Source organism: Nitrosomonas marina (assembly GCF_900110145.1).
Taxonomy (GTDB): domain Bacteria; phylum Pseudomonadota; class Gammaproteobacteria; order Burkholderiales; family Nitrosomonadaceae; genus Nitrosomonas; species Nitrosomonas marina.
Map to the genome: position 1 here is coordinate 91837 of NZ_FOCP01000004.1, position 14617 is coordinate 106453.

General features: G+C 44.9%; 15 protein-coding genes. 8 read left to right on the forward strand and 7 right to left on the reverse strand.

Annotation, left to right across the window (positions count from 1 at the left end):
- Nucleotides 1–185 precede the first annotated feature (185 nt).
- Nucleotides 186–1640 (forward strand): sensor domain-containing diguanylate cyclase, encoded by a 1455-nt coding sequence (locus BMX44_RS04030; protein ID WP_090628352.1) that lies wholly within the window; start codon nt 186–188, stop codon nt 1638–1640.
- Between the two features lie 31 nt (nt 1641–1671).
- Complete coding sequence (gene serB, locus BMX44_RS04035) at nt 1672–2505, forward strand: phosphoserine phosphatase SerB (protein ID WP_090628646.1); 834 nt, start codon at nt 1672–1674, stop codon at nt 2503–2505.
- Between the two features lie 21 nt (nt 2506–2526).
- Here serB and BMX44_RS04040 read toward each other — a convergent pair whose 3' ends face one another.
- Nucleotides 2527–4137 (reverse strand): NAD-dependent malic enzyme, encoded by a 1611-nt coding sequence (locus BMX44_RS04040; RefSeq protein WP_090628353.1) that lies wholly within the window; start codon nt 4135–4137, stop codon nt 2527–2529.
- 502 nt (nt 4138–4639) lie between these two features.
- Between BMX44_RS04040 and BMX44_RS04050 the strand changes: the two genes are divergently transcribed.
- Both BMX44_RS04050 and BMX44_RS04055 read left to right on the forward strand, forming a co-directional pair.
- On the forward strand, nt 4640–5065 hold the full coding sequence (locus tag BMX44_RS04050; protein WP_090628360.1) for a group III truncated hemoglobin: 426 nt from the start codon (nt 4640–4642) through the stop codon (nt 5063–5065).
- A gap of 120 nt (nt 5066–5185) precedes the next feature.
- A complete protein-coding gene (locus tag BMX44_RS04055) occupies nt 5186–6841 on the forward strand; it encodes a sensor domain-containing diguanylate cyclase (RefSeq protein ID WP_090628363.1) in 1656 nt (551 codons plus the stop codon).
- Between the two features lie 52 nt (nt 6842–6893).
- On the opposite strand, the gene BMX44_RS04060 is transcribed toward BMX44_RS04055, so the two are convergent.
- Complete coding sequence (locus BMX44_RS04060; protein WP_090628366.1) at nt 6894–7589, reverse strand: SH3 domain-containing protein; 696 nt, start codon at nt 7587–7589, stop codon at nt 6894–6896.
- A gap of 279 nt (nt 7590–7868) precedes the next feature.
- Complete coding sequence (locus BMX44_RS04070; protein ID WP_090628370.1) at nt 7869–8717, reverse strand: cytochrome C assembly family protein; 849 nt, start codon at nt 8715–8717, stop codon at nt 7869–7871.
- A 144-nt stretch (nt 8718–8861) separates the two neighbouring features.
- On the opposite strand from BMX44_RS04070, the gene ffh reads away from it, so the two are divergent.
- A complete protein-coding gene (gene ffh, locus BMX44_RS04075; protein WP_090628373.1) occupies nt 8862–10211 on the forward strand; it encodes a signal recognition particle protein in 1350 nt (449 codons plus the stop codon).
- A 32-nt stretch (nt 10212–10243) separates the two neighbouring features.
- On the opposite strand, the gene BMX44_RS04080 is transcribed toward ffh, so the two are convergent.
- Genes BMX44_RS04080 through coaBC form a run of 3 tightly spaced genes read right to left on the reverse strand, consistent with a single transcriptional unit; the run spans nt 10244 to nt 12383 of the window.
- Nucleotides 10244–10693 carry a DUF192 domain-containing protein gene (locus BMX44_RS04080; RefSeq protein WP_245738822.1) on the reverse strand — a complete coding sequence of 150 codons (450 nt, stop codon included), beginning with the start codon at nt 10691–10693 and terminating at the stop codon, nt 10244–10246.
- Nucleotides 10694–10695: 2 nt separating this feature from the next.
- A complete protein-coding gene (gene dut, locus BMX44_RS04085; protein ID WP_090628376.1) occupies nt 10696–11145 on the reverse strand; it encodes a dUTP diphosphatase in 450 nt (149 codons plus the stop codon).
- Nucleotides 11142–12383 (reverse strand): bifunctional phosphopantothenoylcysteine decarboxylase/phosphopantothenate--cysteine ligase CoaBC, encoded by a 1242-nt coding sequence (gene coaBC / locus BMX44_RS04090; RefSeq protein ID WP_090628378.1) that lies wholly within the window; start codon nt 12381–12383, stop codon nt 11142–11144. The genes dut and coaBC overlap by 4 nt, the downstream gene beginning before the upstream one ends.
- A gap of 132 nt (nt 12384–12515) precedes the next feature.
- On the opposite strand from coaBC, the gene radC reads away from it, so the two are divergent.
- From radC to rpmG, 3 genes are all read left to right on the forward strand, one after another.
- Nucleotides 12516–13190, forward strand: a complete 675-nt coding sequence (gene radC / locus BMX44_RS04095) for a RadC family protein (protein WP_090628380.1) — start codon at nt 12516–12518, stop codon at nt 13188–13190.
- Nucleotides 13191–13357: 167 nt separating this feature from the next.
- Complete coding sequence (gene rpmB, locus BMX44_RS04100) at nt 13358–13594, forward strand: 50S ribosomal protein L28 (RefSeq protein ID WP_090628383.1); 237 nt, start codon at nt 13358–13360, stop codon at nt 13592–13594.
- 31 nt (nt 13595–13625) lie between these two features.
- Nucleotides 13626–13781 carry a 50S ribosomal protein L33 gene (gene rpmG / locus BMX44_RS04105; RefSeq protein WP_090628385.1) on the forward strand — a complete coding sequence of 52 codons (156 nt, stop codon included), beginning with the start codon at nt 13626–13628 and terminating at the stop codon, nt 13779–13781.
- A gap of 100 nt (nt 13782–13881) precedes the next feature.
- Here the strand turns inward: rpmG and BMX44_RS04110 are convergent, their stop codons facing one another.
- On the reverse strand, nt 13882–14571 hold the full coding sequence (locus BMX44_RS04110; RefSeq protein ID WP_090628388.1) for a YceH family protein: 690 nt from the start codon (nt 14569–14571) through the stop codon (nt 13882–13884).
- Nucleotides 14572–14617 lie beyond the last annotated feature (46 nt).

The following is a 14617-nucleotide window of genomic DNA, read 5'->3' on the forward strand; positions in this document are numbered from 1 at the left end:
TATGCTTGCTTTATATCAAATTCTCCGCTTATCAGTTAATATAACATGGCGTTTGCCAGTGTAAGGATGAATAATGCAATATCCAAGCAGTAAGTTCGAACTACCAGGCTTTTTACTGTCATATAGTGAAACATATTCAAACAGCTCCGTTTAAAGCAAGAATCTGAACCAAAAGAGATTACTCTGTGAATGCTGATTTAGCCAAACGCATACGCTTCTGTACTACACTCCCCAGTCTCCCGGCTATTGCTTTAAAAATTATAGAACTGGCGAACGACCCCGACACTGATCTCAACACATTGTGCGAATATATCGCCTATGACGCGGCACTTTCAGCAAAAATTCTCAAAATAGCCAATTCACCGTTATACAAATCCCGCCGGTCTGCCACCAATATTCGGCAAGCGGTCAGCCTACTGGGCACACACACGATCATTGTTGTCTCACTGTCTTTTTCTCTGACGGATTCGCTGGTAAAAAAATCCGACAATCTTCCTGTACTTGACAGTCACCTGTTCTGGCGCCGTTCAATTGCAACAGCCCTGGCTTGCCGGGCATTAGGAGAAAAATTAAAAAAATCCTACCTGGATGATTTGTTTTTGGTCGGATTACTGCAGGAAATCGGTATTCTTGTTTTTTGTACCGTTATGCCGGAAGAATATGCGCCCGTCTTCTCATCGACAAATGACCACGACACACTGTTGATGAGAGAACGTGAAATATTCGGGGCCGGACATGACGAACTGGGTTATACGCTGCTCAAGCAATGTCATATTCCTGATTACATAGCAATGGTCTGTTTGTCCAGCCATGGTCAGCCCGAACCCAAAGCACTCGAACCCACATTGCAGGCATGTGCCGCAACATCGCGGTATCTGGCAGATTATATTCTAAATCCGCATGCACCTGAAAAACTCGCGCAACTGTCACAGGCAGCCCGTTTATGGCTGGACATTGATGAGACAATCCTGATAGACGTAATCGACATCATGAAGGAGGGTCTGCACGCAGTTGAGGATCTGTTTGATGTAACCATTCATCAGCCTTCCGAGGTATCAGAGATTCTCACCGCGGCCAAGGAACTGCTGACTGTTCATTCTCTGTCTAAAGTCAAGGAACTGAAGGAAAAATCGTACCGGGATGGTTTGACGGGAGCATATAACAGAGGATTCTTTGACGAATCGCTCAAACGGGAATTTGAATTATCCCTTCAACATCAGTTGCCACTCACTATCGTCATGATTGACCTTGATCATTTTAAAAGAATAAACGATACTTATGGGCATATTGCTGGCGACGGCATACTGGTGACCGTTACAAGAACAATCCTGGGGCAGATACGCCAGGATGATACACTTTGCCGTTACGGTGGAGAGGAGTTTGCGCTGATATTGCCCGGCACGACACTGGCCGTTTCGCGACAAGTTACACACCGCCTGAAAGAAGCAATTGCAGCCATTTCGTATCATTCTGAAAATAGTTCAACGATTAACATAACGGCTTCAATTGGTGTTGCATCCTACTTGCAGGACATCAGCCTGTTCAAACAACCGGCAGATCTTATAAAAGCTGCTGATTCCGCACTGTACACGGCAAAAAGTGAAGGACGCAACCAAATCGTTGAATGGCAAAACACGTAATCATATCAATCAAAACAACAACCATTACTTTATGCATCTTATTATTCAAGGTCTTGACGTTGGAAATTATGACTTGAGAGCGCTTGCAAAACTGGCAGGCGCTGATGAAATTGAAAAAGTTTCCGGCCAGGCATTCAGATTGAAAAATATTCAGCAACAGGACGGTATCAGCGACTATTGCGAAGAGGCTAAACTTGACTATGCGGTAGTCGGGCACGATTTAAATCTAACAGATTTCAAATTAATTGCGATGGATATGGACTCAACGCTGCTTGCAATTGAGTCTATCGATGAGATAGCAGACATCCATCACACCAAACAGCAGGTCGCAGAAATCACCCTCAAAACCATGCGCGGAGAAATCAGCTTCGAGGAGAGCCTGACGCAGCGTACCGCGTTGCTTCGCGGTGTACATATAGACGCCTTGCAAAAGGTTTATGAAGAACGTATGCGGCTGAGTCCGGGCGCCGAGATCATGCTTAAGAAAGCAAAAACTGCCGGCCTGAAAACGATGGTCATTTCAGGCGGGTTCACCTTTTTTACAGATCGTATCAAGGAAAAGCTCCAACTGGATTTTGCAACCGCAAACACTTTTGAGGTTCAGGAAAACAGACTCACCGGCAAAGTACTGGGGAAGATACTTGGACGGGAGGGCAAGGCTGAAGCGTTAAGTAATGTCTGCGACAAATTAGGAATTTCCCGTAACCAGGTCATTGCCATCGGTGATGGTGCCAATGATCTGGACATGCTTGCTGCTGCCGGGATCAGCATCGCCTACCACGCCAAACCTGTGGTACAGCAACAGGCAACCTTTTCGCTTAACCATGTCGGGCTGGACGGTGTCATCAATCTGTTTAATCGGTAAATTCGTATGATTAATGTATGACTAATACAAGGGATCGTACATGAGAGACTGAACATGCTCATCCACGTTTTCAGGTACCTCTCCTTGCGCCAGTCTGTCATGCGCCGCCGCCTGACAAACTGATACCGCTATTGAACGGGATACCTCGCGCACACGATTGAGCGATGGATACACCGCGCCCTTAGCGATTTCATCGTCGGTCACGCGTTCTGATAAAGTTTTCGCTGCAGCCAAAAACATTGTTTGTGTAATACGATGCGCCGAGCAGGCCGTAATACCCAGACCGATTCCTGGAAAAATGTAGGCGTTATTACCCTGCCCCGGCTCGAAACGTTTATCCCGGAACTGAACCGGTTCGAACGGACTGCCACTGGCAAAAACAACACGCCCGTCGCTCCACCTGTAAGCTTCTTCCGCCGTACATTCCGTATGTGATGTTGGATTCGACAACGCAATTATTACCGGTCTGTCATTGACTGCGGCCATTTGTCGCACAACTGATTCTGTAAATGTATTGGGCACACCTGTGGCACCAATGAGCACATCAGGCTTGATATCTGCGATCGCACCGACGAAATCACAGGGAGAATGGTTGTGTGCAAATGGCTTGATACGTGGCTTGACAGTTTCGTTGGTGGATACCACCAACCCTTTCCGGTCCACAAACCATAACCTCTCACGAGCCTGTTGCAAACCAAGACCTGCTGCACCAAATGCAGCCACCATTAACTCTGCTGTCCCGCCTGCAGCGGATCCCGTTCCAAGAAACATAATTGTCAAATCGGAAAATTTCTTTTTTGTGATTCGGCATGAAGTGTAAACACCCGCCAGCGTAACCGCAGCTGTGCCCTGTATGTCGTCATTAAAGCAACAAACCTTGTCACCATATCGCTCCAGAAATTCAAATGCATTGGGTGTCGAAAAATCCTCAAACTGAATCAAGGCTTTTGGAAATCGTTTTTGCACTGCATTGACAAATTCATCGACCATGGATAAATACGCATCACCTTGCAGTCGGGCATATGGATAGCCCAGATATAACGGATCTTCACGTAAAGTTTGGTTGTTTGTCCCTACATCAAGCATCACGGGCATGCAACGCGCCGGATAAATGCCCGCACAGGCGACATACAGTGATATTTTCCCTATAGATATTCCCATTCCGTTTGCACCCAGATCACCCAAACCCAGCACACGCTCTCCATCAGTTACTACAATGATCTGCACATCTCGTTCCGGCCAGTTACCAAGAACCGATTCTATTTCACCACGGTCTTCCGGCGTGACATAAAGCCCTTGAGGCCGCCTGAATATATGTGCGAATTCCTTACAGGCTTCACCGACTGTTGGCGTATAGACCAGCGGCATGATTTCTTCCATATGGTCAATCATGAGACGATAGAACAGACGCTGATTACGATCCAGCAAAGCACTTAAAAAAATATATTTTTCAATAGCGCTGTTTTTACGTCGCATGTTTTCAAGCGCACGCTCCTTTTGTTTGCCGATACTCGCCACGTCATAGGGTAACAATCCACGTAAGCCATACTGTTTACGTTCTTCGCGCGTAAATGCGGTTGATTTGGTACAGGCCGGATCATCCAGCAGTGCTTTTCCAAATAAATTTTTCATGATGCCTACCTCTGTATTGATCGATTTGATGATCGCCCTGAAGAAGGAAATACACTTATTCCGTCAGAGTTTTATTATATGGATGTATATTATTAAGAAGCCGCCTATTCTGTTGGAAACCGTAACTCATCAAGCGTTTTCATACACAACCCCTGCGAACAACCAAGGATACCTGGAGCTTGTACAGTCGAGGGTCTGCATGGTCCTGATCAGTCCATCATGCTGGGCGACCCGATCTGCTTGATATTGAACTAAACATGTATTTTACACTCGATACTGCATGTCCATCCAAGCCCTTTACAATGAAGGATGCGAACATGCGGAAATTATGCGAACACAGTATAATCAATCTAACTGTCAAAATAATGCACGATACCCCAGGAAGTTTTTAGAGCGCTGAAAGCTTATCCTTAAGTAGCCTGTTGTTTTTTACAGGCTATATGCAGTTGTAACAATATTGAGTTTAATTTTATATCTTATTAACTAATATAGGATTTCAAGTATGAGACAATCACCTTTTCCTACGCCCAACCCTGATTTGTATACAGAGGATGAAATTTCAAGACTTGTTCACGAATTCTATGCCAAGGCACGAAAAGACCCACTACTTGGGCCAATATTTGAAGAGCATGTTATCGACTGGGATGCTCATTTTGTCCAGATGACCAATTTCTGGTCCGCTCAATTACGCGGGACAAGTCGTTTTCGTGGCGCACCAATGCCAAAGCATATCGCTTTGCCCGAGCTATCTGCCAACCTGTTTGAACGCTGGCTCGCGCTGTTCAAGCAAACGACAAAGGAATTGGGCAATACCGGTTTAGAACAGCACGCCAACATGATCGCGACATTTATTGCAAACCGGCTTTGGCAAGGGTATCAAATGAGTCATTATCCTGACAAACAGGTGGTCGAACTGGGTGCTGTGTGAATAGAAATAATTAACGAAAGAACAGAGCGATTTATTTCCGCTTTTTTCTGGATTGAAAATTCAAACTTAAGATTTAAAGTTATTATGTTTAAAAAAGTTTTCACATAACAGAGAAATCTATTGAAAAGCATCAAAAGCAAAATCTTTTTTTTCGCTTTATTATCGACACTGGTGCCCTCGCTTGTGCTGGGGCTCCTTTCATTTCGCCAGAACGAAGAACTCATCAACGATAATGTCAAACGGGAACTGCGGATTTTAGCCAGTCATGCGAGCCGGGAGGTCGATGCCTGGATCAATCTAAATGTTCACGAAGCCAATTCACTGACCTCGGCTAAAATCATCATTGATTCGTTATCCAGTGCTGCCAATCAGCAGAGCAATCAACTGAAAAACTCGCCGGAAATCCTGACACAGTATCTTGTTTCTGTACAAAATAAGCTAGATACAATACTGGAGCTTACAGTACTCGATACAAACAGGCATGTTGTTGCCAGCAGTTCATCCCGATATGTTCCAAAAGAGCCATTTCAGAGCGACTGGCTAGAGAAAAAAATAACGCACAAACCCGTCATTTCTCCACCACAACTACATGATTATTTTGAGACCGTTACGGTAAGTATTATTTTACCTGTTGTTTCTTACGATGATTATATTCTGGGTCAGCTGGCAATCACGTATGACTTGAATAATGTCAAATCTGTATTGAAAAGCACAATCAAATCACCGCGTGGAGAAATACTTCTGGTTGATTCGGATGGTCATATACTGCTTGCCAGCAACAGCGATATCACACATCCGACGGTTATTGCACCTTCCGTTTTTGACTATCTGTACAAGCATCCGGGCGAATTCATGACCTTCCAGAATTTTCTTAAGGAACATGTTATCGCGCTCGCCTATTCAGCAAAAACGCTGCCAATTACAGTCATTGCCGAAAAGAATCACCGTGATGTTTATGCAGCATGGCTGGAGCAGCGCAACCTGTTCATTATTCTGGTTGGAATATCCATTTTTATAGTAGCGGTAATTGCAATCTATCTGGGTCACTCAATTGTAATACCATTACACCGGCTCATTGACGCAACCGGACAAATTGTGAAAGGTAATTTGGACATTCCAATAACGGATGTAACTCAAAAAGACGAGGTTGGAAAACTGGCGCACATGTTTAATCTGATGACGGAAAAATTACGTCATAGTCAGTCCAGAATATTAGCCGCCAACAAGGCCATGCATGAAAAAAACCAGTTACTGGAAAAATTATCGATTACAGATGGATTAACCGGGTTATATAATCGTAACAAGCTTACCCTGATTATCAAGGAACAACTGCACAGATATCAGCGAAATAAACGGCCTTTTTCTGTACTCATGATTGACGTCGATTTTTTTAAGGAGCTTAATGACAAACTGGGTCATGTTGCCGGCGACGAAATTCTGGCCGCAGTTGCCAGAAATTTATCACAATCCATACGCAATATCGATTTCGCCGCCCGATACGGAGGAGATGAATTTATCATCATTTTGACTGAAACCAACGTTCGAGAAGCCAGTATTACTGCCGAACGCATACGCTCAAGAACTTCAGAAATAAAGTGCAAATCGACAGACACCAACATCAAGGTAACACTTAGTATTGGTATAATCCAGTCCGAACCGGATGACAAATCTCCCACAACCATCATTTCCCGCGCTGATCATGCGCTATACAAAGCCAAACATGCGGGCAGAAATCAGGCATACGCGGTTCAACCTGTTTCTGTCTTGATATCGTAGACGGTCTTCACCCTGTTAGTTTGCTTGATCTTGAGATTGAAAAAAATTTCGTCTAATGTGATTCGTTAGCGACTACACTAATTAATGAATTGAACACCCAGCCTTGTAAATTTGCATCTGTTTGTACCATTAGCCAATTCCCCTGATAGGCATTCGCTGTCAAAACTGTACCCGCATTCAGCACACTGACAACAAATGTATTTCTACCCGGCTCACGTCGCAGATTCGCATCGATTGTAGTTTGCATGATTATTGGCGTATTAAATCTTACCGTTGGCCGGTTAGGAAGCTCCCTTTCCTTATCAGAAACCATGTTTATAAATTCAAGCGCTTGCGAAGCATAATATGTTGCATTTGCGTAATCACCTTCTGCAAATTTCACAGCTGCAGCATCCAGCAACAACTCTGCTTCCCTGAGGAGTTCAATATCAGCCTGCGCAGTCAACTGCATCTTGAGATACTCCATGGCAACCTCGGCTTCCGAAATCAGCGACGCAGTGCTCGGTTTTGTTGCCAGCCTGTACAGCCTGACCTGGGTCCGCGCTATTTCTTTACTCGAAGCTTTTACCACCTGCGCTTGATCAAGTTCGCGTGTTGAAATGCGTTTGATTTGCGCGTCTTTATCAGCCAACTGCTTTTCCAAGTATTCAATTTTTATTTTCATACTCTCGAGTTCCTGCTGATGGACCCTAACAGGCATCTGTTCCTCATAATGCGAAAACTCGATCTTGGCAGGTTCATTTATCATGGCGCATCCAGATAAAAAAATACCCGATAAAAAGAGGGCTGAAAACGCGGATTGAACCCGATCTGACATTTGCAATTGAATTAGCATATTTGCGGATATAAATGATTTCAACATGAAGTTCTTGCAAATTAGAATCGGTACAATTTATATTTGCTTGAATTTTTCTATTTTCTCTGTATTTATCAGAGTTCAGTAATTCACCGGGTTTAAAGATTTTCAATATCAACGCGCAGTCCATGCGGGCCAGGCATCAGGCGAATTCGATGCAAACCACCTCTTTTAACGATTCAATACAATTTCCAGGACGAATTTACTGCCAATATAAGCCAATAACAGCATGACAAAACCGACCAATGTCCAGCGTATGGCTATCCTGCCGCGCCAACCATAAAACTGTCGGCCAATCAGCAAGGCCGCAAACGTACCCCAGGAAATAAAACCAAATAATGTCTTATGTGTAAATGTCAGAGGCTGACCAAAAACTTCTTTTGAAAAAACAACACCGCTTAGCAACGTCAGTGTCAGTAATATAAACCCGATCCAGATTACAGCAAACAACAGCTTTTCCATTGCCAGCAATGGCGGCAAATTGGTAAACAATGGATGTTGCGCCGGATGATGTAGCTGATATTCAACGACTGTCATCAGAACAGCGTGCAATGCCGCAATTGTCAGCAGGCTGTACGCAGACATAGCCACAACCAGGTGTGCCTTAAATGCAGGTAATTCGGTATTCTGTAATGGCTTCAACGAAGGGAAAACAAGCGGCAGGACAACAGCAATAGCCGCGGCGGCCGCTATCGGCGCAAGCAAAGTGCGCATTCCCTGATACCGGCTGAAAAACCCAGAAAACCAGTATATAAAAGCAGTCAGCCAGACTATTAATGAAACAGCACTGCTTACGCCTAGATTCAGTCCTGTACCAGCGAATATCGTCCTGTAAAGCAACAGTGCGTGAAGCATCAACGGCAAAAGCATAACATAATGGATGTAACTGAAAGTCGCAGGCGCGCTTTCCTCGTCATGCTTTGCGGGCGATGTGGAACGCCCATATAAATTGCGCCAGATCAGCCAGCCAGACAGACAATAAAGCAAAAAAGCTGCAAGATAAGTTAAAATGTCAATCATTGGTGCGATCGTTAATTAATTTAAATACACAAACAGTTATTTAGTCTACATGGCACTCTGAGAAATTCATAGTGCAAGCCTGCACAATACATGAATTTTACACAACAGCATTTCCTATATCTATTTATTCACTGAGGTTTTTGTATGTTTGAAAATCTAACAGGCCGACTTTCTGATGTTATTAAAACACTGAAAGGCGAAGCGAGGCTCACAGAAAACAATATCCAGAAGGCGCTACGGGAAGTCCGGCTGGCATTGCTCGAAGCGGATGTTGCCTTACCCGTCGTAAAAGAATTCATCGCGCGTGTTAAGGAAAAAGCGGTCGGACACGAAGTCATGAGCAGCTTGACGCCAGGCCAGGCATTGGTAGGCGTTGTCCAGCAGGAACTTATCACGATCATGGGTGGTGACAAGGCGGATCTGAATCTTTCGACGACTCCGCCAGCCGTCATATTAATGGCAGGCCTGCAAGGGGCCGGCAAAACAACCAGCAGCGGCAAGCTCGCAAAATGGCTCATGGAGCATAAAAAGAAAAAGGTTCTTTTGGTTTCCTGCGACATCTACCGTCCCGCCGCCATCCACCAGCTGGAGTTACTGGCCAATCAAACAGGTGCAGATTTTTTTCCTGTTCAGAATGGTCAAAAACCAGGCGAAATCGGAACTGCGGCACTGGATTTTGCACGCAAACATCACCATGACGTAATGATTGTTGATACGGCAGGTCGATTAGGTATCGATGAAGCAATGATGCATGAGATCAGTGAACTTGAACGATTGCTGAATCCAATTGAAACGCTGTTTGTCGTCGATGCAATGCAGGGACAGGATGCTGTCAATACGGCAAAAGCTTTCTCAGAAGCGTTGCCGTTGACAGGTGTCGTCTTGACCAAACTGGACGGTGATGCACGCGGCGGTGCCGCATTATCGGTCAAACATGTAACCGGAAAGCCCATTAAGTTTACCGGCATAGCGGAGAAACTGACCGGTATAGAGGCTTTTTACCCTGACCGCATGGCCTCGCGCATTCTCGGCATGGGTGATGTTCTGGGATTAATTGAAGAAGCACAACGCAGCACCGATGAGCGCGAAGCAAAAAAACTGTTAAAAAAAGTCAAGTCAGGCAAAGGATTTGATTTAAATGACTTCAAGTCTCAGTTTCAACAAATGAAAAAAATGGGTGGTATGAGCGCCATGCTCGACAAGCTGCCTGCTCAATTAAGTCAGGCTGCGCAGAACGTCAATGTGGATGACAAAGTAATCGGCCGAACAGAAGCCATTATCAACTCAATGACGCCGCAGGAACGCGTAAAGCCTGAAATTCTCAAGGCTTCGCGTAAAAGACGTATCGCAGCAGGCTCGGGTGTGTCCGTTCAGGAGGTCAACCGTTTGTTATCACAATTCGATCAGGCAAAGAAAATGATGAAAATGATGAACAAAGGCGGCATGTCAAAAATGATGCGTGGTTTGAAGGGGATGCTTCCACGTATGCGTTAGTTTCAATTCTGACACATAAGTTGCAATGCACTTCAGTTTGTTGCCGAAATCAGCTCGAGCCCGATCACCCGATCGCCCGTATCTATTTTTCTGCGAGAAAACCAGCCGATATTCATCTCAAGAGCATATTTCGCTAAGTTGGTTGAATAGTGTGCAGTATGCGTATTGGGCTGCATGTCAGCAATATTGATGATAATTCCTTCATCATCGATGAAGGCTACGCTTAACGGTATCACTGTGTTCTTCATCCACATACTCAGATATGCATTTTTTGGAAATACAAATAACATACCGGTATTAGCATCCAGAGATTCACGAAACATCAGCCCTCGCGCACGGGAAGCATGCGTATCGGCAACTTCCGCTGACAATGTGTGACCTGCTATCTGCAGCGAGACATACTGCAGATTGGTGGAGGCAACCGTCTGACTGAATGTCAGCAGAAACAGACAACCACTACAGACAAGTGACATGAATCGCATAGTCAGTATTTCCCGGTACTGCCAAAACCATTTTCTCCACGCTGGCTGGTGTCGAACTCTTTAACAACATTGAAACCGACCTGGACGACGGGAAAAACAACCAGTTGTGCAATGCGATCCATCGGGTTCAACTCGAATGATGTTTGGCCACGATTCCAGCAGGATACAAATATCTGCCCCTGATAGTCCGAATCAATGAGACCGACCAGATTCCCTAGTACGATCCCATGTTTGTGACCAAGTCCGGAGCGAGGCAATATCATGGCCGCAAGACTTGAATCGGCAATATGAATGGCGATCCCGGTTGGAACCAAAATTGCCTGACCTGCGTCTATTATTTCACGCTGATCAATACATGCCCGTAAATCAAGACCTGCTGAACCCGGCGTGGCATACGACGGAATACATTCGTACAGGCGTTCATCAAGAATTTTCATGTCAATTTGTGTCATGTCGTGTCCGGACTATTATCGTGTAGTTGTCGAGCATATAACTGTGCAATGTGTCCAATCAACCGCTCTGCCTGTATCTGTTTTGACGCTTTTTCAAGGATATGCTTACCTGCATCATCGTATAAAATCAGTGCAGTCTGATCAGAACCCATGGCCTCCTGGACCCAATTGGCAACCAGCAAAGGCAATTTTTTCTGGCGGCGCTTGCGTAATGCATTTTTTTCGAGATGATCTGTTTCCGCGGCAAAACCAACGCAAAAAGGCGCTTTCGCCAAATGCGCGACTTTTGACAAAATATCCGGATTCGGCGCCAGTTCAAGAACCAGCTTCTGGTCTGTTTTCTTGATTTTCCCCGGTTCAGCATTTATTGCATGGTAATCAGCCACAGCCGCAACGCTAATAAAAATATCGGGTTTTTTTCTGTCAATGACTTCCTCTACAGCGCTCAGCATCTCTCGCGCACTCATCACTCTGATCAGTCTGTTTACCACGGGTACGGGCTGACAGCTTGGACCGGTAACCAGCGTCACTGTCGCGCCGGCATTCAGCGCAGCCTGCGCAAGCGCATATCCCATTTTACCAGAGCTGATATTGGTAATACCGCGCACAGCATCAATCGCCTCATATGTCGGTCCCGCAGTTATCAGCACGTCTATGCCCCGCATCACACCGTCACACAGGTTTTGCTGCACAACAGCCAGCAACGTATCGACTGCCAGCATACGTCCCACCCCAATTTCTCCACACGCCTGTTCCCCGGTATCGGGGCCTGCTATGACGACACCATCTTCCTGCAGGCGTGTGATATTCCGTTGCGTGGCCGGATTCTCCCACATTTTTCGATTCATCGCTGGCGCGATCAGTAATCGACAATCGCGCGCCAGACAAAGCGTCGACAGCAAATCATTAGCCATACCACATGCCAATTTTGCAATAAAGTCAGCGCTTGCCGGCGCGATCACGATTAAATCAGCATTTCTCGACAGATCAATATGCGCCATTGAGTTTGATTTGTCTGCTTCCCACAAATCGGTAAATACAGATTGGCCGGTCAATGACTGGAAAGTAACAGGGCCGACAAACCGGCACGCTGATTCAGTCATCACGGGCTGCACCAGGCATCCGGCCTGCGTTAACAGGCGCGCAAGTTCAGCAGCTTTGTAGGCCGCCACTCCCCCTGTCACTCCAAGCAACAGGCGTTTGCCTGTCAGGGATAATTCTGTGTATGTGTTGACCATGCAAAACCGAAAATCACATTCAAAACCTTTTTATAACCACATGAAGCATAATCGCGGACCAGTTGAATTTTAACTCAATTGTATTCATTCCGATGCCGTATCAAATAAAAATTCACCGAACATTTGATATCTATGACAATTACAGACTGGCCTGTCTATGAACGCCCGCGCGAGAAACTACTGAGATTTGGTGCCAGGAATCTGTCTGACACGGAATTACTTGCCATTTTTCTGCGCACAGGCACTACAGGCAAAAGTGCCGTTGAACTTGCCAGAAATCTATTAAACCATTTTGGCAGTCTCAGCAATCTTTTTTCTGCGGATAAAACAACCCTTTGTGATTTTCATGGTGTTGGAACAGCAAAATATGCACAACTGCAGGCAATTCTTGAAATGTCACGCCGTACACTAAGCGAACAACTCGAATTCGGCCATGTGATGAACACACCCCAACTCGTCCGGGATTTCCTGAATCTGAGTCTCGCGAATAAACAACACGAAATTTTTATGGCTATTTTTCTGGATGCAAAACACCATATGATTGCAACAGATGAACTATTCACTGGAACGCTCACACAGGCCAGCGTTTATCCACGTGAAGTCGTTAAACGTGCCTTATATCACAATGCGGCTGCTATTATTTTCGCCCACAATCACCCCTCCGGCAGCGCCGAACCAAGCCAGGCCGACAAACTGCTGACACTTACACTAAAAAAAGCGCTTGATCTAATTGATGTCAAGGTGCTCGATCACTTTATCGTCGGTAAAAATGAAGTGCTGTCATTCGCAGAACATCATCTGTTGTAAGCATCATCGAAACCAAACAAACCAACACAGTAACAATATTTTTCAGACGATCAAGCAAGAAGCTGTTTCAAATCAACAGCAGGCGATTCTGTTGAGTTGTTATATATTTGATGAAAAAATAAAAAAAGAGATATAATCTACGTTTTGCAATTTTGGGGTGTACAGATATGGCACGAGTATGCGAAGTTACTGGAAAGAAACCGCTGACCGGGAACAATGTGTCTCACGCAAACAACAAGACTAAAAGGCGTTTCTTGCCAAATTTACAAAGACGTAAATTTTGGCTGGAAAGTGAAAAACGCTGGATCAGCATGCGATTATCAAATGCAGCATTACGAACAATCGATAAGAAAGGAATTGACGTAGTTGTTGCCGAAATGCGCTCGCTCGGTAAAAACATTTAATCTGAAGCTATGAATAAAAAGGAAACTACCAATGCGTGATAAAATCAAGCTTGAGTCTTCGGCGGGCACTGGGCATTTTTATACAACAACAAAAAATAAACGTGCAAATCCTGAAAAGCTGGAAATTATGAAATTTGATCCGGTCGCACGCAAACATGTTAAATACAAAGAAACCAAATTAAAATAAGTATAAGTTTCTTAAAGTATTTGAAATATAAAAAACCCGTTTAGTACGGGTTTTTTTGTTTTATCGGACGTTATTCTGAAGCTGTTAATACAGTTCAGTTTTATTCTTCCATGTGTTTTTCCTGTAACAGGATTTGAGCCTTCAACTGATCAACGGCTTTGCGCAAAACCGCCACCTCGGCTTCGAGTTTGATAAAATCGGACTTAAGCGCATAAAAATCGTCAAACGACACAGCGTCATGTCTGTCAGGCAGAGAAAATGTATCGATAGAATCCTCACTGTCTGAATCTTCTGAAAGTAAATGAAACCAGCGATTTTCCCGGGCACCCGGTTTTCGCGGCAGCTTCACTACCAGACTTTCACCCGTACGCACAGCCATCTCTTCAAGAAAAGCTTCGACCGACGAGATATCAGCAAATTTGTGCAGCCGTTCACAATGGATGCGAAGTTCCCCAGCAGTTTGTGGCCCCCTCAATATGAGCATGGCAATCAACGCAACAGATTGTATCGGTATATTAAACACCTCCTCGAAATGATGCGCATAGCGTGTTACACGCCCACCACTTGATTCTGTAACCAGAGACATTTGTTCCAGTTTTTCAATTGCTTCGAGAACATCCGTTTGGGAAACATGCATCACCGGAAACCGGTTGGACTTTTGATTACAACCTGAAATCAGCGCATTTATTGAAAGCGGATAGCTGTCTGGTACGGTATGCTGCTTCTCAACCAATACGCCCAGCACACGCGCCTCAATTGATGACAATACTGGCGATACAGAATCAACCACCGCGATAACCGAAAATGTTGATATACATACGGCCAATATGTATAAG